This window comes from Elioraea sp. (assembly GCF_051860475.1).
Classification (GTDB): domain Bacteria; phylum Pseudomonadota; class Alphaproteobacteria; order Acetobacterales; family Acetobacteraceae; genus Elioraea.
Genome location: NZ_JBHYDW010000064.1, coordinates 1 through 23367 on the forward strand (window position 1 = coordinate 1; position 23367 = coordinate 23367).

Annotated in this window: 21 protein-coding genes and 1 pseudogene; 12 read left to right on the forward strand and 10 right to left on the reverse strand. The window is 71.1% G+C overall.

The window, feature by feature from the left end; genetic code table 11:
* Positions 1–82: 82 nt before the first annotated feature.
* Together ACTIFU_RS12600 and ACTIFU_RS12605 are read left to right on the forward strand one after the other, a co-directional pair.
* A pseudogene (locus tag ACTIFU_RS12600) lies at positions 83–580 on the forward strand (YcnI family protein).
* Between the two features lie 11 nt (positions 581–591).
* The gene (locus tag ACTIFU_RS12605) at positions 592–921 is read left to right on the forward strand and encodes a hypothetical protein (RefSeq protein ID WP_439578659.1); all 330 of its coding nucleotides are present in this window, start codon (positions 592–594) and stop codon (positions 919–921) included.
* Between the two features lie 88 nt (positions 922–1009).
* Here ACTIFU_RS12605 and ACTIFU_RS12610 read toward each other — a convergent pair whose 3' ends face one another.
* Positions 1010–1588 (reverse strand): DUF1826 domain-containing protein, encoded by a 579-nt coding sequence (locus tag ACTIFU_RS12610; RefSeq protein WP_439578660.1) that lies wholly within the window; start codon positions 1586–1588, stop codon positions 1010–1012.
* Between the two features lie 112 nt (positions 1589–1700).
* Between ACTIFU_RS12610 and zigA the strand changes: the two genes are divergently transcribed.
* On the forward strand, positions 1701–2915 hold the full coding sequence (gene zigA, locus ACTIFU_RS12615) for a zinc metallochaperone GTPase ZigA (RefSeq protein WP_439578661.1): 1215 nt from the start codon (positions 1701–1703) through the stop codon (positions 2913–2915).
* Between the two features lie 81 nt (positions 2916–2996).
* On the opposite strand, the gene ACTIFU_RS12620 is transcribed toward zigA, so the two are convergent.
* The 7 genes from ACTIFU_RS12620 to ACTIFU_RS12650 all read right to left on the reverse strand — a co-directional run bounded on the left by ACTIFU_RS12620 (position 2997) and on the right by ACTIFU_RS12650 (position 13092).
* On the reverse strand, positions 2997–4676 hold the full coding sequence (locus ACTIFU_RS12620) for an ABC transporter permease (RefSeq protein WP_439578662.1): 1680 nt from the start codon (positions 4674–4676) through the stop codon (positions 2997–2999).
* A 173-nt stretch (positions 4677–4849) separates the two neighbouring features.
* Positions 4850–5488 (reverse strand): flavin reductase family protein, encoded by a 639-nt coding sequence (locus ACTIFU_RS12625; protein ID WP_439578663.1) that lies wholly within the window; start codon positions 5486–5488, stop codon positions 4850–4852.
* Positions 5489–5549: 61 nt separating this feature from the next.
* On the reverse strand, positions 5550–7730 hold the full coding sequence (gene uvrB / locus ACTIFU_RS12630) for an excinuclease ABC subunit UvrB (protein WP_439578679.1): 2181 nt from the start codon (positions 7728–7730) through the stop codon (positions 5550–5552).
* A gap of 727 nt (positions 7731–8457) precedes the next feature.
* Positions 8458–9630: an MFS transporter gene (locus tag ACTIFU_RS12635; protein WP_439578664.1), complete on the reverse strand. Its 1173-nt coding sequence runs from the start codon at positions 9628–9630 to the stop codon at positions 8458–8460.
* 64 nt (positions 9631–9694) lie between these two features.
* Positions 9695–10099, reverse strand: coding sequence for a GFA family protein (locus ACTIFU_RS12640; RefSeq protein ID WP_439578665.1), 405 nt, complete (start codon positions 10097–10099; stop codon positions 9695–9697).
* 496 nt (positions 10100–10595) lie between these two features.
* Positions 10596–11807, reverse strand: coding sequence for a class I SAM-dependent methyltransferase (locus ACTIFU_RS12645; protein ID WP_439578666.1), 1212 nt, complete (start codon positions 11805–11807; stop codon positions 10596–10598).
* Positions 11808–11892: 85 nt separating this feature from the next.
* On the reverse strand, positions 11893–13092 hold the full coding sequence (locus ACTIFU_RS12650; RefSeq protein ID WP_439578667.1) for a class I SAM-dependent rRNA methyltransferase: 1200 nt from the start codon (positions 13090–13092) through the stop codon (positions 11893–11895).
* 229 nt (positions 13093–13321) lie between these two features.
* Here ACTIFU_RS12650 and ACTIFU_RS12655 point away from each other — a divergent pair, with 229 nt between their 5' ends.
* Positions 13322–13987, forward strand: a complete 666-nt coding sequence (locus ACTIFU_RS12655) for a helix-turn-helix domain-containing protein (protein WP_439578668.1) — start codon at positions 13322–13324, stop codon at positions 13985–13987.
* 9 nt (positions 13988–13996) lie between these two features.
* Here the strand turns inward: ACTIFU_RS12655 and ACTIFU_RS12660 are convergent, their stop codons facing one another.
* The gene (locus ACTIFU_RS12660) at positions 13997–15070 is read right to left on the reverse strand and encodes a hypothetical protein (protein ID WP_439578669.1); all 1074 of its coding nucleotides are present in this window, start codon (positions 15068–15070) and stop codon (positions 13997–13999) included.
* 188 nt (positions 15071–15258) lie between these two features.
* Here ACTIFU_RS12660 and ACTIFU_RS12665 point away from each other — a divergent pair, with 188 nt between their 5' ends.
* Genes ACTIFU_RS12665 through ACTIFU_RS12680 form a run of 4 tightly spaced genes read left to right on the forward strand, consistent with a single transcriptional unit; the run spans position 15259 to position 19030 of the window.
* On the forward strand, positions 15259–16509 hold the full coding sequence (locus ACTIFU_RS12665; protein ID WP_439578670.1) for a Zn-dependent hydrolase: 1251 nt from the start codon (positions 15259–15261) through the stop codon (positions 16507–16509).
* Positions 16510–16529: 20 nt separating this feature from the next.
* The gene (locus tag ACTIFU_RS12670; protein WP_439578671.1) at positions 16530–16838 is read left to right on the forward strand and encodes a putative quinol monooxygenase; all 309 of its coding nucleotides are present in this window, start codon (positions 16530–16532) and stop codon (positions 16836–16838) included.
* A gap of 54 nt (positions 16839–16892) precedes the next feature.
* On the forward strand, positions 16893–17918 hold the full coding sequence (locus tag ACTIFU_RS12675; protein WP_439578672.1) for an esterase: 1026 nt from the start codon (positions 16893–16895) through the stop codon (positions 17916–17918).
* Entirely contained in the window at positions 17915–19030 is a 1116-nt protein-coding gene (locus tag ACTIFU_RS12680) for an aminotransferase class V-fold PLP-dependent enzyme (RefSeq protein ID WP_439578673.1), read from the forward strand. Before ACTIFU_RS12675 ends, ACTIFU_RS12680 begins: the two co-directional genes overlap by 4 nt.
* Positions 19031–19259: 229 nt before the next feature.
* Here the strand turns inward: ACTIFU_RS12680 and ACTIFU_RS12685 are convergent, their stop codons facing one another.
* The gene (locus ACTIFU_RS12685) at positions 19260–20024 is read right to left on the reverse strand and encodes a GntR family transcriptional regulator (RefSeq protein WP_439578674.1); all 765 of its coding nucleotides are present in this window, start codon (positions 20022–20024) and stop codon (positions 19260–19262) included.
* A gap of 270 nt (positions 20025–20294) precedes the next feature.
* Here ACTIFU_RS12685 and ACTIFU_RS12690 point away from each other — a divergent pair, with 270 nt between their 5' ends.
* From ACTIFU_RS12690 to ACTIFU_RS12705, 4 genes are all read left to right on the forward strand, one after another.
* A complete protein-coding gene (locus ACTIFU_RS12690; protein WP_439578675.1) occupies positions 20295–20630 on the forward strand; it encodes a (2Fe-2S)-binding protein in 336 nt (111 codons plus the stop codon).
* Positions 20623–22062 (forward strand): NAD(P)/FAD-dependent oxidoreductase, encoded by a 1440-nt coding sequence (locus ACTIFU_RS12695; protein ID WP_439578676.1) that lies wholly within the window; start codon positions 20623–20625, stop codon positions 22060–22062. The genes ACTIFU_RS12690 and ACTIFU_RS12695 overlap by 8 nt, the downstream gene beginning before the upstream one ends.
* A gap of 18 nt (positions 22063–22080) precedes the next feature.
* The gene (locus ACTIFU_RS12700; protein WP_439578677.1) at positions 22081–23013 is read left to right on the forward strand and encodes a dihydrodipicolinate synthase family protein; all 933 of its coding nucleotides are present in this window, start codon (positions 22081–22083) and stop codon (positions 23011–23013) included.
* A 1-nt stretch (position 23014) separates the two neighbouring features.
* Positions 23015–23367 (forward strand): NAD(P)/FAD-dependent oxidoreductase (locus tag ACTIFU_RS12705; protein WP_439578678.1); only part of this gene is annotated, 353 nt, incomplete at its 3' end.

The following is a 23367-nucleotide window of genomic DNA, read 5'->3' on the forward strand; positions in this document are numbered from 1 at the left end:
GCCCGCCGATCGTCTGAAGCCCCGCGTCGCCGCCGGCGGCGCCTCTCGCTGCTTCATGACGAAAGGATCCATCATGCACCGCATGCTGCTCGCCGCCTGCGCGGCAACTCTCCTGGGCGCGACCGCGTCCGCCCATGTCACGCTTGAGGCCCAACAGGCCCCGCCCGCGAGCTTCTACCGCGCCGTGTTCCGCGTGCCGCATGGCTGCGGCGAGGCGGCGACGGTCCGGCTTGCCGTCACGCTGCCCGACGGCGTGCGCGGGGCGCGACCGATGCCCAAGCCGGGCTGGCGGCTGACGCTGGTGCCGCGCGAGGATGCGCCGGCGCCGTAGGGGCACGGCGCCGTGCGCGAGCTGCGCGAGATCGTCTGGGAGGGCGGTCCGCTGCCGAACGAGCACTACGACGAGTTCGTGATCCGTTTCCGCACGCCGAACACCCCCGGCCTGACGCTCTGGATTCCGGTGGTGCAAGGATGCGAAGGCGGAAACGAGACTGCGTGGACGCAGGTTCCGGAGCCGGGGCGGCGGGTCAGCGACTACCCGACACCCGCGCCGGCGCTGCGCATCCTGCCGCGGAACTGAGGAGGATCACGATGCGAATGACCCTGCCTGCACTGGCGCTGGGTGCGGCGCTGCTGGCCGGCCCGGCCGGCGCCTGCGACCCGGAGGCGATGAGCGCGCATCTGAGCGCGATCTGTGACGCGGCCCTCGCCCCGGCGCGTGCGGCGATCGAGGCAGCGCTGCCACACGCCACCGCGGCCGAGCGCGCGTTGATCGCACGTCACCTCGCCGCCGCCACGGAGGCGTGCGAGATCGGCGATCCCGAGTCGGGTGCGCGGCTCGCCGGCACGCTCGCACGCTTCGCCGGCCGGATCGAAGGCCGTGCGGGGCTGGACTCGGCGCTGCTCGCGTCGCTGCGCTGACAGGGGGCGCCGTCGTCCATCGGGCGGCGGCGCTTTCCCGGCGCGCACCTTCACACGATCAGGTGCCTCCACCTGCTCGGGCGCCGCGCTAGAACCGCCCGGGCTCGTCGAGGCAGAGCAGCAGCCGGGGTGCCGACCGCACCGGCGGTGAGCGGTGCACGATGGCGCGGCCCGCATTGCCCGGGAACGCCTCGCCCTTGAACAGACCAACCGCGAAGCGTGGCAGACGGCGGATGGCCGCCTGCCGGGTGATCGCGCGCGCGTTGTCGCCAAGCGCCGCACGGTCCACGGCGTGGTCGGGGACCCACTGCGTGCCCGGCCCGGCATAGGTGCAGAGCAGTCGCAGCCCGACATGATCGGCATGGAACAACCGGCAGGCGGGACCGTCGATCGCGTCCAGCCGGATGTGGACCGCCGTGGTCCCGGCGATCTCGGCGAACATCCCGGCGAGCTGCGCGATATCCGCGGTGAGTCGCGTGTGCCCGCACCCCGTCAATCCGGGCAGACCGGCCGTGACCGTCGCGGCCCCAGGTCCGGGCCGATCCTCCACCGCAACGGAGAACGGCGCCCGCGCGGCCAGCGCATCGGCGACCATGCGGAGTCCGCGCGGCGGCAACCGCATCCACGCCGCCAGGGTGATCATCGGGTCGCGGATGGAGCGAAGCACGGCGGCACTACGGGCGCTCACCGCGTGGCGTGCCGGCATCAAGGGGGTTGCGGCATCGAGCATGCACCGTATGTTATAGTATAGCATTTCTGATGCAACACCCGAGGCCACCATGCCCGACCGCTCCGCCGATCGCCGCCTGCCCGTCACCGTGCTCTCCGGCTTCCTCGGCGCCGGCAAGACGACGCTGCTGAACCACATCCTGGCCAACCGCGAAGGGCGGCGCGTCGCGGTGATCGTCAACGACATGAGCGAGGTGAACATCGACGCCGCACTGGTGCGCGACGGGGCGCAGCTCTCCCGCACCGAGGAACGGCTGGTCGAGATGTCGAACGGCTGCATCTGCTGCACGCTGCGCGAGGACCTGATGACCGAGGTGCGCCGGCTCGCTGCCGAGGGACGGTTCGATGCGCTGCTGATCGAGAGCACCGGCATCAGCGAACCGATGCCGGTCGCCGCGACCTTCGACTTCCGGGATGCGGAGGGGCGGAGCCTCGGCGATCTCGCGCGGCTCGACACGATGGTGACCGTGGTCGATGCCGCCGCGTTTCTGCGCGACTACGGCTCCACCGATAGCCTCGCCGTGCGCGGGGAGACCGCGGGGGAGGAGGATCGGCGGCTGCTCGTCGATCTCCTTATCGAGCAGGTCGAGTTCGCCGATGTCATCGTCGTGAACAAGACGGACCTGGTGCAGGCGGCCGAGCGCGACCGGCTCATCGGCATCCTCCGCACCTCCAACCCGATCGCGCGGATCGTCCCGGCATCCCATGGCCGCGTCCCGCTGGCCGAGGTGCTCGACACCGGCCGGTTCGACTTCGCCCGCACGAGCCAGGCCGCAGGCTGGGCGCAGGCGCTCGCCGGGCATCACCTGCCGGAGAGCGAGGAGTTCGGCATCCGCTCCTTCGTCTACCGTGCGTGGCGGCCGTTCCATCCGGCACGGCTGCACCGGCTGTTCGGGTCCGACCTCTCCGGCGTGATCCGGGCGAAGGGGTTCTTCTGGCTCGCGACTCGGCTGGACTGGGCCGGGTCGTGGCAGCTCGCCGGCAGCATCGGCCGGCACGAGGCGGCCGGCCTCTGGTGGTCCGCTGTCGATCCCGCGCGCTGGCCGGACGATCCGCATTGGCGCCGGAGCATCCGGGCGCTCTGGCGCGAGCCCTGGGGTGACCGGCGCCAGGAACTCGTGTTGATCGGCATCGACATGGACGAAGCGGGGCTTCGCTGCGCCCTCGATGCCTGCCTCCTGACGGATGCCGAGATGGCGCTCGGCCCGAAGCTCTGGGCGCTCTTCGCCGATCCGTTCCCCGCCTGGCGGCGCGAGGCGGCATGACGGGGTTGTTTCGCGTGGCCGCCCTACCAGCCCCGCGCGCGATATCCGGCTGCCAAAGGTCAAACCTTTGGCAGCCGGATCTCAGCCGTGTCCGGTGCGCTTCATCGCGCGCGAGAGGATGATCACCGGGATCAGGCCGACAGCGACAATCAGCAGCGCTGCCGTGCTCGCCTGGGCGAGCTTCTCGTCGGAGGCGAGATTGTAGACCCGCACCGCCAGCGTATCGAGATCGAAGGGCCGCACGATCAGGGTCGCCGGCAGTTCCTTCATGGTATCGACGAACACCAGCAGCACCGCCGCAAGCAGGCTGCCGCGCAAGAGCGGCAGGTGCACCGCGGCGAGCGTGCGGCCGGGGCCATGGCCCAGCACGCGCGAGGCGTCCTCGACCGAGGGGCGGATGCGGGCGAGCCCGGCCTCGACCGAAGAGAGCGCGACCGCGAGGAACCGCACGACATAGGCGAAGACCAGCGCGAACATCGTGCCTGAGAGCAGCAGCCCGGTGGAGACGCCGAAGCGTGCCCGCATCCAGGCATCGACCGCGTTGTCGAAGGCACCGAACGGCACCAGCACGCCAACCGCGATCACCGAGCCGGGGATCGCATAGCCGAGCGCGGCGACGCGGGACGCGGCGTGCATCAGCGCGGTGCCATGCAGCCGCACACCGTAGGCCACCACCACGGCGACGACAGTCGCGATCACAGCGGCGATGCCTGCGAGAAGCAGACTGTTGCGCGCGAACGGCAGGATCAGCGGGCCGAACAGCGGATCACCGTCGGTGAGCGCGAAGCGGAGCAACACCCAGGCCGGCAGCAGGAAGCCAAACACGACCGGCACCGCGCAGGTCGCGACCGCGGCCGCCGCGGCCCCTGCCGGCAGCCGCGTGCGCGCAAGGAACTGGTGCTTCGAGGACGTGTTGTGAAAGCGCCGCGATCCGCGCGCGGCGCGCTCGATCGCCAGCAGTACGGCGATCACCCCCATCAGACAGGCGGCAAGTTGCAGCGCGGCGATGCGATCGCCCATGTTCAGCCAAGCCTGGTAGATGCCGGTGGTGAAGGTGTCGACGGCGAAATGGCGGACCGTGGCAAAATCCGCCAGCGCCTCCATCAGTGCGAGCCCCGCGCCCGCCGCGATCGCGGGGCGCGCGAGCGGCAGGCACACGTGCAAGAATGCCTGGCGCTGGGTGCAGCCGAGCGTGCGCGCGACCTCGGTCAGGCAGACCGACTGTTCCAGGAAGGCCGCGCGCGCGAGCAGATAGACATAGGGGTAGAGCACCAGCCCGAGCATCGCGATCGCGCCTTCGATGCTGCGGATCTCGGGGAACCAGTACTCGCCCCAGTTCCAGCCGAAAGTCGCGCGCAGCCAGGTCTGAACCGGCCCGGTGAACTCGAGCAGATCGGTGTAGACGTAGGCCATCACGTAGGCCGGCATGGCCAGCGGTAGCAGCAGCGCGACCTCGAACACGCGCCGTGCGGGAAAGTCGTGCACCGTCACCAGCCACGCGGTTGTGGTGCCGATCACCACCACGATCACTCCCACGCCGGCGGCGAGCAGCACCGAGTTGACGACGTAGTCGGCGAGTACCGTCTCGGCGATGTGGCGCCAGGCAGGACCGGCCCGCGCAAGCGCACCGCCCAGCACAGCGAGGATCGGCGCGGCGACCGCCGTGGCCACGAGCAGCGCAGCGATGGTCCAGCCCGAGGGCAGGCGCGCGACGAAACGCGGCAGTGGGCGTGGCTGGTCGAGCGCGATGTCCTGCGGCACGGATCCGGGGCGGGTGGTCCCGCGCTCCTCTGCGAATGGTTCTCACTTGCAGATCTAGCACAGGCGGCCGCGCAGGGCCAGGGACCGGCCTGGAAAAGACGGCTCTTGCCGAGCGCGGCCGGCGGCGGGGGTGTCAGTCGGCCGGGCCCGATCCGCCCGACGGCATGCGGGCGCTACTCTGCGGCCTTGCCGGCCTGCCACTCGGCGACCGAGATACGCGGGATCTCGATCCGGTCGGTCGTGCGCGCATACCAGCCGCGGCCGTGCATGCGCCCGATCAGCCCGAGCTTGGGCGTGTCGATGTAGCACTTCACCGGGTCGAGCACGCAGTCGTCGCGCACATGCATGGCCAGCACCTTGCCCATCACCACCGCACGGCCATTGCCGAGCTCCACCACCGCCAACCGCTCGCACTCCAGCGCGACCGGGCTCTCGGCGATGCGCGGCGGGGCGACCGCGGTGCTGACGAGCGGTGTCAGCTTCGCCATCGCAAGCTCGTCCACGCCCGGATCGACATCGATCGCAGTGATGTTCATGGCCTGCGCGGTCTCCTCGGAGACGAGGTTGACGACGAACTGGCCCGTCCGCCGGATGTTGGTGCCGGTGTCCTTGAGCTCGCCCTTTTTGGGCCCGATGCCGATGCACAGCACCGGCGGATCGTTGCCCATCACGTTGAAGAAACTGTAGGGCGCGGCGTTCACCCGGCCCTCGGTGTCGAGTGTGGTGACCCAGGCGATCGGGCGCGGCACCACGGTGGAGACCAGCAGCTTGTAGACATTATCCGGGCCGATGGCGGCGAAGTCGAACAGCATGGCGGGTCTCCGGCAATACGCGCGAAACAGAGATGGGGGCGGGGGCGGGGATCGACCAGGGTCAGGGGCCGCGCCGGCGCTTTCCGCCTCGCCGCTTCGCCGGATCGTAGCCGCCGCCGCCCGGGCCGAGCGGCTTGGGCTTCCAGTCCAGCGCACGCGAGGGCGCCACGCCTGGCCGGTCCAGCCCGAGTTCCTTCGCCTCCAGGCGGCGGATCTCGTCGCGCAGCCTGGCCGCGGTCTCGAACTCAAGATCGGCTGCGGCCTCGCGCATCCGCCGCTCCAGTTCTGAAATGGTTCCGCGCAGGTCCTTGCCGACGAACTCGCTCGGCCCCGCCTCCTCGGCGATGGCGGCCACCGTGACGTAGTCCTGCTCGTAGACCGAGGCGACGATCTCGGAGACCTGCTTCTTCACGCTCTGCGGTGTGATGCCGTGGGCCTCGTTCCAGGCGAGCTGCTTGTTGCGCCGCCGTTCGGTCTCGTCGAGCGCGCGCTTCAGGCTGTCGGTCATGGTGTCGGCGTAGAGGATCACCCGCCCGTCGATATTGCGGGCCGCGCGGCCGATCGTCTGCACCAGCGAGGTGGTGGAGCGCAGGAATCCTTCCTTGTCGGCATCCAGGATCGCCACCAGCGCGCATTCCGGGATGTCGAGCCCCTCACGCAGCAGGTTGATCCCCACCAGCACATCGAACACGCCGAGGCGCAGGTCGCGGATGATCTCGATCCGCTCCAGCGTGTCGATGTCGGAGTGCAGGTAGCGCACCTTGATGCCGGCATCGTTGAGGAACTCGGTCAACGTCTCGGCCATCTTCTTGGTGAGCGTCGTGACCAGCACGCGCTGGCCGCGATCCGCACAGGTGCGGCATTCGGCGAGCAGGTCATCCACCTGCTTCTCCACGGGCCGCACGATCGTGACGGGATCGACAAGGCCCGTCGGCCGGATCACCTGCTCGGCGAACACGCCGCCGGTGCGCTCCATCTCCCACGGTCCCGGTGTCGCGGAGACGAACACCGTGTCGGGGCGCATCGCGTCCCACTCCTCGAACTTCAGCGGCCGGTTGTCGACGCAGGAGGGCAGGCGGAAGCCGAACTCCGCCAGGACCGACTTGCGCGCGTAGTCGCCGCGATACATCCCGCCCAGCTGCGGCACGGTCACGTGACACTCGTCGACGATCAGCAGCGCGTTGTCAGGCAGGTACTCGAACAGCGTGGGCGGCGGCTCGCCGGGGTTCCGCCCGGAAAGGTAGCGCGAGTAGTTCTCGATCCCCTTGCAGCTCCCCGTCGTCTCGAGCATTTCGAGGTCGTACATGGTGCGCTGCTCCAGCCGCTCGGCCTCGAGCAGCTTGCCTTGCGCACGCAGCTCGGCGAGCCGCTCCTTCAGCTCGGCCTTGATGCCCTGGAACGCCTGCGTGATGGTCGGGCGCGGCGTGACGTAGTGGCTGTTCGCATAGACCGTGATGGTATCCAGCGCCGCGGTCTTCTCGCCGGTCAGCGGGTCGAACTCGTGGATCGACTCGATCTCGTCGCCGAACAGCGAGATGCGCCAGGCGCGGTCCTCGTAGTGGGCGGGGAAGATCTCCACGCCATCGCCGCGCACGCGGAAACTGCCGCGGGCGAAGGCGATGTCGTTGCGCCGGTACTGCAACTCGACCAGCGCCTTCAGCAGACGGTCGCGATCGAGCGTCTCGCCGCGCGTCACCTTCACCACCATCTGACTGTAGGTCTCGACCGAGCCGATGCCGTAGATGCAGGAGACCGAGGCGACGATGATCACGTCCGACCGCTCCAGCAGCGCGCGGGTCGCGGCATGGCGCATCCGGTCGATCTGCTCGTTGATCTGCGCGTCCTTCTCTATGTAGGTATCGGTGCGCGGGACATAAGCTTCCGGCTGGTAGTAGTCGTAGTAGGAGACGAAGTACTCCACCGCGTTGTCGGGGAAGAACGACTTCATCTCGCCATAGAGCTGTGCGGCGAGCGTCTTGTTCGGCGCCAGGATCAAGGTCGGCCGGCCGAGATTGGCGATCACGTGCGCCATGGTGAAGGTCTTGCCGGAGCCGGTCACGCCGAGCAGCACCTGATCGCGGTCGCCCGCCTCCAGCCCCTCCGTCAGCGTAGCGATCGCCTGCGGCTGGTCGCCGTTCGGGGTGAAATCCGCCTGGATGCGGAAGGGTGCCTTGCCGGGCAGCCCCTTCCGCTTCTCGGGGATAAAGAGGGTTGAGGTGGCGGCGGGGGCGAGTGTGCGCATGACCCTAATGTTGGCGTCGCCCCCGCTCCCGTGAAGCAGGGCAGGGGCTGGCGTGTGATGGGCCTCAGCCCCTGCGCCGGACAGGTGCGACGCCGAGCAGGACGAATGCAGCAGCAGCAGCGCGCCGGGTGCCGGAACCGCGGCCGGATCGCCCACGACCTCCAGGGACTTGACCGCGATGAACGCATTGCTGAGCGTGAAGGATGCGATGTCTGGCGTGTCGCGCAGAAATCCGTAGAACTCGCCACCGTTAAGTCCCCAGACGAGGAACAAGGCTGGCTGGCAGCTCTCCAGAAGCTGCCAATCGATGTCGACGATCCCGATCTGGGGAAGGCCGATGCCGAGCAGGTTGAGCGCGGACGAGGCGCGCTGCGCGCCGGAGACGATGCGCGCGAGCGCCCGGTCGCCGGCCTCGCCTGGGCTGGCCCGCTGCTGAGGCATCTGCTGCGCGCCGTCCACCGAAAAGTTGGACCGAGAGCCGGCGGGTCGCATCGGTCACAGCGCCGCCCTGCGTGCCGGAGCTCAACCCCGTCGAGAACGTCCGGGAATACCTCCGAGCCAACGGGCCCAGCCACAAGGTCTGGGATAGCCACGACACCATCCTCGATGACTGCTGCACCGCCTGGAACCACCTCGCCGCCTCACCCGAGCGCCTCACCCGAGCGCATCACCTCCATCACCCAACGTCGTGGGCATCGGTCAATGTCTGACGCTGTTGGCATGACGCCTATCGCCGCGCCGCCCGGCCGTCGAGGCGCTGGCGCACCGGCACCAGCCCGGCGATCGCCGCGGCGGCGAAGGCAGCGCCCGCAAGGAAGGTCCATTCCGGGCCGATACTGTCCCAGAGCGCGCCGGCGATCACGCTTGCCGCGAGCATCGCCAGCCCGGTGACCAGATTGAACATGCCGAAGCCGGTGCCGCGCAGCTCCGCCGGTGCGGCGTCAGCCACCAGGGCCGCGAGCAACCCCTGGGTGAACCCCATGTGCAGCCCCCACAGCACCACGCCGCAGGCGATCGCGACCAGCCCCGGCGCAAAGGCCAGGACAAGATCGGCGGCGATCAGCAGGCCGAGCCCGATGAGCAGCAGCCCCACGCGGTCCACCCGGTCGGATAGCGCGCCGACCGGATAGGCCGAGGCGGCATAGGCGATGTTCATGACCACGAGCACGGCCGGCACCAGCATCAGCGGCAGCCCGGTGGACTCCGCGCGCAGGATCAGGAAGGCCTCGCTGAACCGCGCCAGCGTGCACACCGCCGCCACCATGACGACCCACCAATAGGCGGGCCCGAGCTGCGCCAGTTCCGCCCGGCTCAGGGGATTGCGCACCTGCCGCCCGCCCGCTTGCCGCGCGGGCTCGTGCACCGCGAAGACGATCAGGCCGAAGGCGAGGAAGCCCGGGATCACGGCGACCCAGAACACCGAAACGAAGTCGTCGGCGAGCAGTGCCATCAGCCCGATCGCGAGCAGCGGGCCGAGGAACGCGCCGACCGTGTCGAGCGCCTGGCGCAGCCCGAAGCTCGCCCCGCGCAGCTCCGGCGGGCTGATATCCGCCACCAGCGCGTCGCGCGGCGCGAGCGGGAAGATCGGCTTGGTGAAGGCCGCCAGCCCGTAGCCGAGGGCGGCGAGCTCCTTGCGCCGGCCGATCCGGTCGCTGAGCGCGCCGGAGAAGATCCTGGTGATCGCCGCGGTTGCCTCGGCGATGCCCTCGATGATGCCGACGGCAAGCGCCGTCGCGCCGAGCCCGACCACCAGATAGACCGGCAGCAGGGCGTGGATCATCTCCGAGGAGACGTCCATCAGCAGCGAGACGAAGCCGAGCGCCCAGATGCCCGAGGGGATGCGCCGCCAAGCAGGTGCCGTCACGGACGGAAGCTGCGACCGGTCCGGCGCGACCGCCATCGGACGGCCCCTCACCGGTTCTCGTCATGCGCGCCGAAGGCGCGCTGCGCCGAGGCGTCCAGGCTCAGCCCTGCGCGCGGCCGGGGATCGCGGGGAGCTCGCCCAGCCAGGGCAGGGCCGAGCGGCGCCAGATCTGCCCGACCGGCCTGCGTTCGGCGCGCGGGCGATGGGTGCCGACGCGGAGGCTGCACACCTTGGGCTCGCCGCCCTCGGCGATGGAGTGGATCGGCGAGCCGCACTCCGGGCCAACGGTCTGCTGGCGCCGCGTGCCGCTCTCGGCGACCTTGACGTAGACCGTCAGCTCACCCGAGAGCGGACGGAACCGGCCCGGCGTCGTCGGCGCCACCGTGCGGAACGCGCTGCCCGAGAGCGCCTGGCAGTCGGTGCAGTGACAGACCAGGATGCCGGCGGGGTCCGGCTCTGCTTGGTAGGCGATCCGACCGCAGTGGCACCTGCCGTCAACCTTCATCGGCACCGTCCTCGTGAGCCGCGTGACGCGGGACTATGGCTCGGAGCGTGGCACGATACGGAGATCGCTTTCGAGACCGGACCTGAGACCCCCCAGGCTAATCTCTGGTGCCGCGCGGCGCCATGACTCGCGTCGAGCCATGGTCCCACCAAGATCGCGTTGGCATGCTACCGCCCGTCCGACTCAACCGCACCACGCCGGGGCGGCGGACGATCTGACCCGTGTCTCGGCTGCTGGCGGCGTGTTCCTGGAGTTGATGGAGGGCAAGCCCCTGCCTGGGGTGGCAGCGCTGGTAACCCGAGCCCGGGCGCTCGCCGACCTTCTGCCGGTCGTGGCGGCGCTGCCGGACCGGGACGAGACCTTGAAATTGTCGCGCTCACCCCGGCAGTGCTGCGCGGGGCGGCGGCGGCAATCAGTGGGCAGCGGCGCACAGGCCCTGAAGGAGGCCCGTGTGAAGCCGGCCAGACGCCCAGGACGACGACCTCCGCGCGGGACCCTAGACGGGCCGCGGCACCTCGTCCCAATCCGGGCTCGCGCCCTTGGTGAACAGCACGTGGTGCAGGTCGAGTCCGCCACCGCGCGGACGGAACCCCTCGATCACTCCGGCCAGATAGTAGATCCAGATCCGGCGGAACCGTTCGGTGAAGACGACAGGGTCGATCGCCGCGATCTCGGGCCAGTGCGCCTCCAGGTTCGCAAGCCAGCGCTCAGCCGTGCGCTGGTAGTGCCGGCCCAGCTCCTCGACCTCCACCATGCGCAGCCCGTGCCGGTCGAGCAGGTCGAGCAGCCGGGGCAGGCTGGGCACTGAACCGCCGGGAAAGACGTGCCGGATCGTCAGGTACTCGGTCGGGTAGTCGCGCATATAGGCGGTGGTGGAGATCAGCCCGATCCCGCCGGGCTTGAGCGCGCGCGCGATCCCCGCGATCCACTCCTCCTGGCAGGGCCAGCCGGCATGCTCGTACACCCCGACCGAGAGGTAGCGGTCGTATCGTTCCGGCTCATTCACGAGATCGCGGTGATCGCGCTCCATGATGCGCACCCGGTCGCCCAGGCCGCGCGCGTCGATCAGGCGCTGCATCACCACATTCTGCGCCGGCACCAGGCCGTAGTTGACCACGTTGACATCGTACCGTTCCGCTGCCAGCATGGCCTGGTAGCCCCAGCCGGAGCCCACCTCCACCAGCTCAAGCCCAGGGCGCAGCCGCAGCCTGCGGCAGATCCGCTCGCAGCGGGCACGCTGCGCCTCGGCCAGCGTCTCGACACCGGGAGGCCAGAACCCCTCGGCGTAGAGGCAGTCCTCGCCCAGCATCAGCCGGAAGAAGTCGTGCGGCAGGCCGTAGTGCGCGATCGCGTTGCGCTTCGCCGTGGCGCGGTCGCGGTTGCTGTCGCGCCATTCGCGCCAGCGCCGCGCGAGCCACACCAGCGGGTTGGTGGTGTAGGTGTAGGCGCCGCGATAGGCCATCCGCATGAGGGCGGAGACCGGACGCTCGCCCTCGAACTCGACCCGGCCGTCGAAATAGGCCTCGAACAGCCCGACATAGCCGAGTGCGAGCGTAGCCAGCTCGGCTCCGCGGGTGCGGAAGACGATCGTGCAGTCCGGCGACCCGGGTCGGTTCTGATGCGCCTCGCCGTCCGCGAACACCACCCGCAGCACCTCGGGCTGGTCGCCGGCGACACGGTCGAAGATCTTGCGGAGCAGCGCGCTCATGCCCTTCCGTCGTGCTGTTCACCTGTGCCAGCCTAGCCGATCGGACCCCACGCCGGTAACTGCAACGTTCCGGCGGTAGGAATCATCAGTCCAGCTGAAGCAATTCCGCCTTCAGATAGGCGCTCTCCGGCAGATGCGGATGCACCGGATGGTCCGGCCCGGCGCCGGCCGCGCGCAGCACTCGTCCGTCGCGCCCGGACCGCGCGAGCCCGCGTGCCACAGACGTGGCGAACTCCTCGGCGCTGACATGATGGCTGCACGAGGCGAGGAACAGGAACCCGCCCGGCGTCACCAGCGGCGCCGCCAGACGCGCGAGCTTCTCGTAGCCCTTCAGCGCCGGCCCGTGATCCTTGCGGGATTTTGCGAAGGCCGGCGGGTCGCACACCACCAGGTCGAACCGCGCGCCCTCGCCGGCGAACCGTTCCAGCAGGCCGAACGCCTCGGCGCGAACGATGTCGACCCGATCGGCGAGCCCGTTCGCGCGCGCCGTCTCCGCGGCCAGCGCCAGCGCGGGCTCGGAGCGGTCGGCGAGCGTCACATGCGCCGCTCCAGCCGCGGCGCAGCGCAACCCGAAGGCACCGGTGTGGCAGTACACGTCCAGCACCCGCGCGCCCTGCGCGAGCGCCGCCACCGCGTCACGGTTGAAGCGCTGGTCGTAGAACCAGCCGGTCTTCTGCCCGCCCAGCGGATCGACCGGGAAGGTCACCCCGCCCTCCTCGACCGTGAGCCGCTCGGGCAGGATGCCGGCGAGCAGTCCCACCCGTTCACCGAGCCCCTCCAACGTCCGCGCCGCGCTGTCGTCGCGCGCCACCACGGCGGTCGGCGCACACAGTCCGGCCAGCGCGGCCAGGATCTCGGCCTCCAGCGCGGCCATGCCCGCGCTGTTATGCTCGACCACCAGCACGTCGCCGTAGCGGTCGATCACCAGGCCCGGCATCGCATCGCCCTCGGCATGGCATAGGCGATGGAAGGGCGCCACGAACAGCCGCGCGCGCAGCGCCGCCGCCCGCTCCAGCCGCTCGGCGACGAAGCCCCGGTCGATCACCGCGTCCGGGTCGCGCGCGAGCCGCCGCGCCGCGATCAGGCTGCGCGTGTTGAACATGAAGGTGCCCTCAGCACGCCCCGCGGCGGACTCCAGCCGGACCTGCACCCCGGGTACCAGGCGGCGCATCGCCGGCGACCAGTCGAGCTCGTTCGAGAACACCCAGGGGTGGCCGGCGCGCAGGCGCCGGTCATGGCCGGGCAGCAGGCGCAGCGTCGGGCGGTCGACAGACGGGTCGGTCACGGCGCGGACCATGGCGACACCGAGGCACGGGCGCAATGCGCGTGCTCGGGCTGTTCGTAGCGCCACAACGTGGCTATCCTCAGACCGGTGGGTCGGCTTAGCGGCGCGGGCGACCGGCCGCCGCCCAACAACCGCCGGGGAGTCCAGCGCCGCGATGGTCCATCCGGAAGCCTTACGCGTCGTCTCGCAGCGTCTGGGCTCGCTGCCAGCGCCGTGCGCCGGTTGCGATGTGCGCGAGCGCAACTTCTGCGTTGCCCTGGAGCCGCAGGAGATCAGCGAGCTCACCCGCATTCTGACCGAAGCGCAGGTGGCGCCGCACGGCACGCTGTTCCGTGAGGGCGAGCCCGCCGACTACGTCATGAACATCACGCGCGGCGCCGTGAAGCTCTACAAGCTGCTGGCGGACGGGCGGCGGCAGGTTCTCGGCTTCCGCTTCCCCGGCGACTTCGTCGGCCTGACCGCCGGCCCGGAGTACGCGTACTCTGTCGAGGCACTGACCGAGACCCGCGTCTGCCGCTTCGCCCGGCGCAAGCTCGACACGCTGCGCGAGCGTATGGGCCGGATCGACAAGCGGCTGCTCGAGCTCTCGATCGATGAGCTCACCGCCACCCAGGAGCAGCTCGTGCTGCTCGGCCGCAAGCACGCCGAGGAGAAGCTGGTCTCGTTCCTGCTGCTGCTCGGTCAGGCGCAGGTGCGCCGCGGCGAACCGGGCGAGCCGATCGCGCTGCCGATGAACCGCAGCGACATCGCCGACTATCTCGGTCTGACGATCGAGACCGTGAGCCGCACCTTCACCGCGCTGCGCAAGCGCGGGCTGATCGCGCTCGACGACACCACCCATGTGCGGGTGCTGGACCGCACGACACTCGAGAACATGGCGGCGGGCCTCGGCTGAGCGCGCGACTCAGCGGACGAACACCCGCACCTCCGTCACGGACGCCTCCCGCGCCGTTGCGGCCGAGAGCGACACCCGGTCCGACGGCAGCCCCATCTCCACCAGGCTGCGCACCACGCCCTCGGCTTGGCGGCGCGCGTCGTTCGCGGCGCGCGCCTGGTCGGCCGGCTCGCCGCGCGCCGGCGCCACGCCCTGCACTTCGAACTGCACCCCCGGATTGCGGTCCAGCGCCGCCGACACCGCGTCGTAGAGCGGCTGGCGATACGCCACGTCCGGCCGGTCGAACCGGATCGTCACCAGCGCGCGGCGCTGCGCCGCCGCCGGCACTGGGCGCGTCGGCACCGCCGCCGGCACCGCGGCCACACGGGTCGAGAGCGGCGCGCCGTACATCCGCCCGCTGTTGATCGAGAGCGCAAGGCTGCCCATGGTCCGCCGCTCCGACGCCACGGTCGCCGACTGGCGGCTGACATCGTCGGCGATCTCGTTCAGCACCCGCTCGATCGCGACGATCGTGCGGTTGGTATCGTCCTCCAGCAGGTCGAGGTTGCGGTGGTCCTGGTCGACGCCGCCCGAGAGCCGGTAGGCCGAGCGGATCGAGCTCTGGAGGAAGCTCGCGGTCGACGCATTCGCCGCCGCGCGCGTCGACAGCGCCGACAGCCTCCCGACATTCTGCTCGAGCTGGCCGAGCAGCCCCTGCGCCTCGCTCCAGGCCGAGATCAGTTCGGGGTTGCCCGGCGTGGTGCCGACCTGAAGCCGCGCGGTGATGTTGCCCACCAGCGTCTGGTAGCGGCCGGCGAGATCGGCGATCGCGGCGCGGGTGGTGCGGAAGTCCTGCGCCGTACCGTTCACCGAGGACTTGAGCGCGCCGAGCTCCGCGCCGAGCTGCTGCACGCGCGAATCCACCACCGTGCCCGTGGCGGTCAGCCGCGGTGGGGCGGTGGCCAGCGCCGCCATCTCCTCGGCCGAGGGCGGGATCTCGATCCGCTGCACCGGCGCCTCGCTGCGCTGGAACACCTGACAGCCTGAGAGCACCACCCCGACCACGACCAGGGCGAGAGGCAGGGGGCAGCGGAGCGGCTTCACGGTGGCGCGGATCCCCAAGGGTCGGAGGGCGGTCGCGAGCGGGCGAAGGAATGCAACCTCTAGCAGAGGGCTCGGCGGCAGAGGAAGGGCCGAGCCCCGGATTTCCGCCGCTGGCCGGTCGATCAGACGGCAAGGGTTGCGGCGGCGGCACGCCCCGGCAAGATGGCCCGAGCAACATGGAGCAGACGATGGGCGTGATCGCCGGCAATGTCCGGATCGACGAGCGGCGGCTGTGGGACAGCCTCATGGGGATGGCGCGCATCGGCGCCACGCCGAAGGGCGGTGTGCGCCGGCTGACGCTGTCCGCGGTCGACAAGCAGGGGCGGGATCGGTTCCGCGCCCTCTGCGAGGCCGAGGGGCTGACGGTCAGCGTCGATGCGATCGGCAACATGTTCGCCCGCCGCGAGGGCCGCGACCCGGCCCGAACGCCGGTGATGTTCGGCAGCCATCTCGACAGCCAGCCCTCGGGCGGCAAGTTCGACGGCGCGCTCGGCGTGCTCGGCGGGCTCGAGGTGATCCGCACGCTGAACGAGCAGGGGATCGAGACCGAGGCCCCGCTGATCCTCTGCAACTGGACCGACGAGGAGGGATCGCGCTTCGGCCACTCGCTGATGGGCTCGGGGGTGTGGGTGGGCGGGATCGCGCTCGACAAGGCGTATGCGCTCGCCGACACCGAGGGCATGACGGTCGGCGCGGCGCTGGATGAGATCGGCTACAGGGGCGATCAGCCGGCGCAGCCGTTCGCGGCGGACGCCTATTTCGAGCTGCACATCGAGCAGGGGCCGATCCTGGAGGCCGAGGACAAGACCATCGGCATCGTCACCGGCGCGCAGGCGATGGCCTGGTACGACCTCGCGCTCACCGGCTGGGAGAGCCATGCCGGCACCACGCCGCCCGCGCGGCGCAAGGACGCGCTGGTCGGCGCTGCACGGGTGATCGGCCTCGTCGACCGGCTGATGCGCGAGCAGGGCGAGGACGGGCGCGGCACGGTGGGCTCCCTCGACGTCGAGCCGAACAGCCGCAACGTCGTGCCGGGCAGGGTGAGCTTCTCGGCCGAGTTCCGCCACCCTTCGGACGCGGTGATCGATGCGCTCGACCAGCGTTTCGAGACCGAGACGCGCGCGATCGCCGCCGAGCTGAAGCTCGACCTCTCGTTCACGCGCATCTTCCGATACCAGGCCCAGCCCTTCGATCCGGCCTGCGTCGCGCTCGTGCGCGAGGCGGCCCAGCGCCTCGGCTACCCGGCGCGCGAGCTCGTCTCCGGCGCGGGACACGATGCCTGCGCGGTCGCGCGCATCATCCCGACCGCCATGATCTTCGTCCCCTGCAAGGACGGGCTCAGCCACAACGAAGCGGAGTCGATCCTGCCCGAGCACGCCGCCGCCGGCGCGCAGGTGCTGTTCGAGGCGGTGCTCGCCCGCGCCAACCGCATCCTCTGACACCGCAAGGAACCCGCGTCATGCTGCATGTGATCGCCACCGTCACGCTCGCCCCCGGACAGCGCGACGCCTGGCTCGCCGCCTTCAACCAGGTGCGCCCCGCCGTGCTGGCCGAGGACGGGTGCGAGGCCTATGAGGCGACCGCTGAGGAGCCGGGCGTGCTCGGCGCGCAGAGCCCGCTGCCGCCCGACACGGTGGTGATCGTCGAACGCTGGCGCGATGGCGCCGCCTTGCAGGCGCACAGCACCGCGCCGCACATGACGGCGTACCGCGCGGCTGTGAAGCCCTTCGTCAAGGGTGTCGCGATCCACGTGCTGCGTCCGCTCTGACCTTCCGTCTCCGCACGGGCTCCACAAAGAATCCAAACGCTAGGGGAGTGAATGATGCGCCCAATCACGGCCGCCCTGTCCGCCCTGCTGCTTGCCACCCCGGCCGCTGCGCAGGAGATCGCCGTTCGCGAGGTCGGCAGTTTCCACATCGGCGGCCGGATCGCGACTCTGGAGGGCCTGCCGACTCAGGAGATCACCTTCACCGCCGGCGCGCCGCCGTTCCGCTACAACCCGAACGGCCAGTTCCCGGTCGAGCAGATGTATGTCCAGTACGTGCGCCTCGCGAACCCGCGCGCGCGCTATCCGTTGCTGATGTGGCATGGCGGCGGGCTCACCGGCGTCACCTGGGAAACCACGCCCGACGGAAGGCCCGGCTGGCAGATGGCGTTCCTGCGCGCGGGCCACGATGTCTATGTCTCCGACGCGGTCGAACGCGGGCGGTCGGGCTGGGCACGCTTCCCGGAGATCTTCCCCGCCCCGCCGATCTTTCGCTCGCTCGCCGAGGGCTGGAACCTGTTCCGCGTCGGCCCCGCCGATGGCTGGGACGCCGATCCTGCGAAGCGCCGCGCCTACCCGACGACAGCGTTCCCGGTCGCCTCGTGGGATCAGTTCGGCAAGCAGTCCGTGCCACGTTGGGTGACCACCGACCCGGCGATCCAGGCCGCATACGACGAGCTCGTGCAGCGCATCTGCCCCTGTGTGATCCTGGTGCACAGCCAGGGCGGCAATTTCGGCTTCAACGCCGCGCTCGCCGCACCCGACAAGGTGCGAGCGCTGATCGCGATCGAGCCCTCCGGCGCGCCCGACCCGGCCCGCGCGGATGCGGCGACCCTCAAGGACATCCCGCACCTCGTCGTCTGGGGCGACTTCATCGAGGGCCATCCGCTCTGGCCCCGGCTGGTCGCGAATGTCGCGCGCTGGCAGCAGGCGATCACCGAGGTTGGCGGCCGCGCGGACACGCTCGACCTGCCGAAGGAGGGCATTGCCGGCAACAGCCACATGCTGATGATGGACCGCAACAGCGACGCGATCGCGGCGCGCATCCAGGCCTGGATGGAACAGCGTGGGCTGATGCGGTGAGCGCGCCCGCGACCCCGCTGTTCGATCCGGCCGCATTCCGCATCGGGCCGGGCATCGCGCATCTCTGCGCAGGCGGCGAGACGCCGTTCCTGCTCCGGCACGACGACGCGCTTCGGCGCTATGCGATCGACAAGAGCAACGGCGAGGCCGGCCGCCACGCCCAGGAGGCGGAGGTGGAGCGCGCCCGGGTGCTGGCGGCCGCGATGTGGGGCGTGGCGGTGGAGGACATCGGGTTCGTCTCCTCGGTCGCCGAGGGTGTGTCGATGCTGATCGAGAGCATCGACTGGCGGCCGGGCGACAACGCCGTGTTCGACGAGAACGAGTATCCCTCGGTGATCGCGCCGCTGCTCGTCGCAGGCGCGGCGCAGGTGCGGCTTGCGTCGCGCGAACGCCCGATGGCGACCCAGGTGGACAGCCGGACGCGGCTGATCGGCGTGAGCCATGTCTCATACCTGAACGCCGCGCGCGTGGACCTGAGGGCGCTCCGCATGCTTGCCGACCGGGTCGGTGCGATCCTGGTCGTCGACCACACCCAGGCCGCCGGGACCATGCCGATCGCGGCCGAACTTGCCGACTTCGCCTTCGCCGCGTCCTACAAGTGGCTGCTCGGCATGACCGGTGTCGCGATCGCGTACTGGAACCGCGCGCGCCGGCCCGCTTGGGCGCCGCGCACGGCCGGCTGGCACTCGCTCGGCGGCACCGAGCGGCCGCGCTGGGACAAGGTGCCGGGGCTGCGCGCGGACGCGATGCGGTTCTGCCGCGGCAACCCCGCACACGGACCCGTCTACGTGCTCGCCGAGGCGCTCGACCACCTGCGCGGCTTCGATCCAGCCGCGGTGCAGCACCACATCCATGGCTGCACGACCGCGCTGCTCGCGGGGCTGTCCCGTCTCGGCATTGTCAGCACCACACCCGCAGACCCCGCGCATCACGGCGCCTCCGTCTGCTTCGAGAGCCCGAACGCGGCCGCGCTCACGGCGCGGCTTGCCGAGCGCGGCGTGCTGGTGTGGAACGGCCGCGGCCGTGTGCGCATCAGCGTGCACGGCTACACCGCAGCCGATGACGTCGCCGCGGTCCTGGCAGGGCTCGCGCGGCTGCGTGATCTCGTCTGAACGAGCATCGAACCAGCCGAGGACATCAGTCCCTTCCCAGGGGGGACCCTGACCTTGGGCGCAGTGACGGCACTGGGGCCTGAACCACGGCGTCGCGGCGGCGACCTGAACCGGACGATCGTGGTCGCAATGCCACGAGCACGCCGATCATCCCTTCATGCGACGGCGCGCACCGACCGAACGACCGGCCGCGCCGGTCGGCGCCGGCGAGAGGATGCGCCCCGATCGCTCATCGTGCCTCGGAGCGCGCGCCCGCCATGGCTTCCTCGTGAGCGTGCAGGGCCTTCGTCATCCGCTCGACCACGACGTGCTCGCGCATCGCGGCATCCCCCTGTTCGGCGTTGCCGGACCGCAGCGCACCGAGCAGCTTGACATGGTTTTCGGCGACATCCTCGAGCCCGCCGTGGAACCGCCAGTTCATCGTCAGGAACAGCCGGAACTGCTGGCTGAGCCCCTGAAGCACCTGCTCAAGGAGCCTGTTGCCCGAAATCCGCCACAGGACCTGGTGGAAGGCGAGGTCGAGCTCGATCATTTCCATGTAGTCGTCGGCGGTCGCCGCGCGACGCATGGCCTCGATCACCGCGGAGAACTCAACCTCGTCGGCCGCCGTCATCCGCGGCATGGCGAGGCGCACCGCATACCCTTCGAGCACGAAGCGGACACCGTAGAGATCCTCGAGGTCACGCCGGGTCCACTGCCGGATGCGCCCTCCGCGGCCCGGCTCGCGGATGATCACGCCGCTCTGCGCGAGCTCGCTCAGCGCCTCGCGGATCGGCGAGCGGCTCACGCCGAGCTGGTCGGCGAGATCGGTCTCCACGAGACGATCGCCGGGGCGGAGGCGTCCCGCCAGCAGACCCTCGATGATCTTCGTCGAGACCTGGGTGGAGAGCATCGATCGCTCGATCCGCCGCCCGTCATCGACCGCGACCTGGCACGTCGCTTCCGACGGCCGTCCTCGCCGCCGCCGCTCGATCGTCTCGTCCTTCGTGCCCATGCCGGCCCAACCCTCGGAGATGCCCATCGTTCGCGGATGTCGGCGCCGGCGCCACCGGGCGCCCGGCGATGCGGATCGGGGGCGCGGCGCAAGGCTTCGACAACGGCTCCGCCAAATACTGGATACCGTCTGCGGTAAACAAGCCATCAGCCTCTCTCCGGTTCGCCGGCAGGGCGGTCGCGCCGCCGGCCTGACCGCCTGCGCTTGACGGGCCGCACCGCGACGGTAGTTTCTGCACATTGTCGACAGAGCACCGGAGCGCGTCGCACCATGACGGCGGATCAGACCAGCGGCCCTCCCCGCTGGCGGCGGATCGCCCGGCCGAAGGGGCGGGCGGTCTCGATCAGCGTCGATGGCGAGCCGGTCGCCGGCCATGAGGGCGAGTCCCTGGCCATGGCGCTCGCCGCCGCTGGCCTGCTGGCGCTGCGCCGGAGCCCCGGCTCGGCGACGCCGCGTTCGGTCTTCTGCCTGATGGGCGTGTGTCAGGAATGCGCGGTCACGCTGGACGGTGTCGTGGTGGCTTCATGCCAGGAGCCGGTTCGGGACGGCATGCGGGTGGACCTCGGGGCCCTCGCCCCCGCGCGGCACGCGCCCGGCCGTGACTGAACCGCCGCTGGCCGTCGATCTTGCAGTGATCGGCGGCGGCCCAGCCGGTGCCAGCGCCGCGATCGAGGCGCGTCGGCTCGGCCTGTCGGTCGCGCTGATTGACGAGAACGCAGCCGCCGGTGGGCAGATCTACCGCGCGCCGAGCTGGGGCGACGGCGAAAGGCCGGTCCACCCCGACCGCGCCGCCGGCGAGCGCCTGCGCGAGGACCTTGCGCGCTCCGCGGCCACCCTGCTGCTCGGCCACAAGGCCTGGCATGTCGCGCCGGGCGGGCGGATCAGCACCGTCGGCGCGGCCGGTGCGCGCGCGATCGAGGCCGCAGCCCTGGTTCTGGCGACCGGAACCTCGGAGCGGGTGATGCCGGTGCCGGGCATCACCCTGCCTGGCGTGATCGGGCTTGCCGCGGCGACCATCGCGCTCAAGGCGCATGCGGTCGTCCCGCCCAGCCCGACCGTGGTCGCAGGCGTCGGGCCGCTGCTCTATGCCGTTGCGGCGGGCCTGCTGAAGTCCGGCGGGCGGGTCGCGGCCGTGGTCGACCTGGCCCGGCCGGGCGACTGGGCGCGCTCGCTGCCGGCGCTCGCGAGCCGGCCCGACCTGTTGCGCCAGGGGGCGGGCTGGGTCGCCGCGCTCTGGCGCGCCGGCGTGACGCTTCGCTTCGGCTGCGCGGTCACCGCGATCCACGGCGACTGCGGCGTGACCGAGGTCGAGATCCGGCCGGTCGACCAGGCCTGGGCGCCGCGCTCCGACGCGGCGGCCGCGACCTTCGCGGCGGCCAGCGTGGCGATCGGCCACGGCCTCGTGCCGGCGACGGAGGCCGCCCGGCTGCTCGGCGTGCCGCATCACTACCGTGCCGGGCGTGGCGGCTGGGTGCCGCGCGTGGCCGCCGACCGCTCGACCGAGATCAGCGGCGTCTATATCGCCGGCGATTGCGCAGGCATCTCGGGCGCCGCCGCGGCAACACTGGCCGGGCGTCTCGCCGCCCTGTCCGCGGCACGGGACCTTGGCCACCTCTCCGCGGCGCGGTGGGACGCCGACTCCGCGCCGATCCGTGCCGCGCTCAGCCGCGCGGAGCGGTTCGGCTGGGCGATCAGCCGGCTGATGACGCTCCGTCCGGGCCTCGTCGACGCCATCACCCCCGAGACGGTCGTATGCCGGTGCGAGGACGTCACGCGTGCCCGGATCGAAGACGCCGCCCGGCGCGGCGCGGTCCACGTCAACCAGGTCAAGTCCACCACCCGCTGCGGCATGGGCCCGTGCCAGGGACGGATGTGCGGCGAGGCGGCCGCGGAGCTGGTGGCCCTCGCCGCGCGCGTGCCGCGCGAGGCTGCCGGGATCTGGACCGCGCGGACCCCGCTCCGGACCATGTCGCTCGCCTCGCTGCTCGGCGACTACACCTATGACGACATCCCCCGGCCGCCGCCCCTGCCGGGCTGATCACGGAAGGACCTCGCGATGAAGCCGCTCACGCTCCAGGGTGTCATCCCCGCGCTCACCACCCCATTCCGCGCCGACCAGTCGCTCGACCTCGAGGCGATGGGCCGGCTGATCGACCTCGTCATCGGCGACGGCGTGGACGGCATCCTGGTGAACGGCTGCACCGGCGAGAGCTGGGCGATCGCCGATGCGGAGCGCGAGCGGCTGTTCCGCGCCGCGGTCGAGGCGGCCGCCGGCCGCGTGCCGGTGGTCGCGGGGTGCAGCGCGATCGCCGCGCCGGAGGTCGTGCACAAGGTCGCCCAGGCCGCGCGCGCGGGCTGCGACTGCGTGATGATCTCGCCGCCCTGGTACGTGATGATCGGCCAGGAGGAAATCCACGACCATTACCGGACGATCCTGGACCGGATCGACCTGCCGGTGATGCTCTACAACATCCCGCGCCGGACCGGCGTCCAGCTCGGCGTCGAGGTGATCGATCGGCTGGCCGACGATCCGCGCGTCGTCGCGGTCAAGGAGAGCTCCAAGGACTGGGGCATCCTGTCCTCGGTGATCCGCCGCGTGCGCGACCGCATCAGCGTGCTCGCGGGCTATGCGAGCTATTTCGGCCTCGCGGCGATCGCCGAGGGCGCGGTCGGCTACGTCGACAGCGCGACCCCGGTGTTCGGTGCGCGCTCGCCGCGGTTCTACCGTGCCGCGCGCGACGGCGAGCTCGAGACGGCGCGCGCGATCCAGAGCGACATGGCGCGGATGCTCGCCGACTTCTTCGGCCTGGGCACCTTCCCCGCGAGCGTGAAGGCGGCGCTCGACATCCTCGGACGGCCAGGCGGGCGGACGCGCGATCCGATCCGTCCGCTCACGCCGGCCGAGATCGCCACGCTGCGCGCGGCGATGGCCCGCGCCGGGCTGATCGCGCCCGAGCCGCGCCGCGAAGCGGTGCTCGCCGGCGGCTGAGATGACCGCCCCTGCCTTCGACACCGCGGTGGTCGGCGGTGGGGTGATGGGCTGCACGGTCGCGTTCCGGCTGGCCGAGGCGGGACAGCGCGTCGCCGTGTTCGACCGTGGCGGCCTCTGCATGCAGGCCTCGGGCGTGAACGCGGGCACGCTGTCGATCGCGATCAAGCGCGCGGCGCTGGTGCCTTACGCGATGAAGGGTTGGGAGCTCTGGCGCACGACCCGCGCCTGGCTCGGGGTCGATGTCGGGTTCGCCCAGGTCGGTGGCGTGACCCTCGCCTTCACCCCCGAGGAGGCCGCGATGCTCACCGAGCGCATGGCCGCCCGCGCCGAGGCCGGCGCACCGGTCGAGAT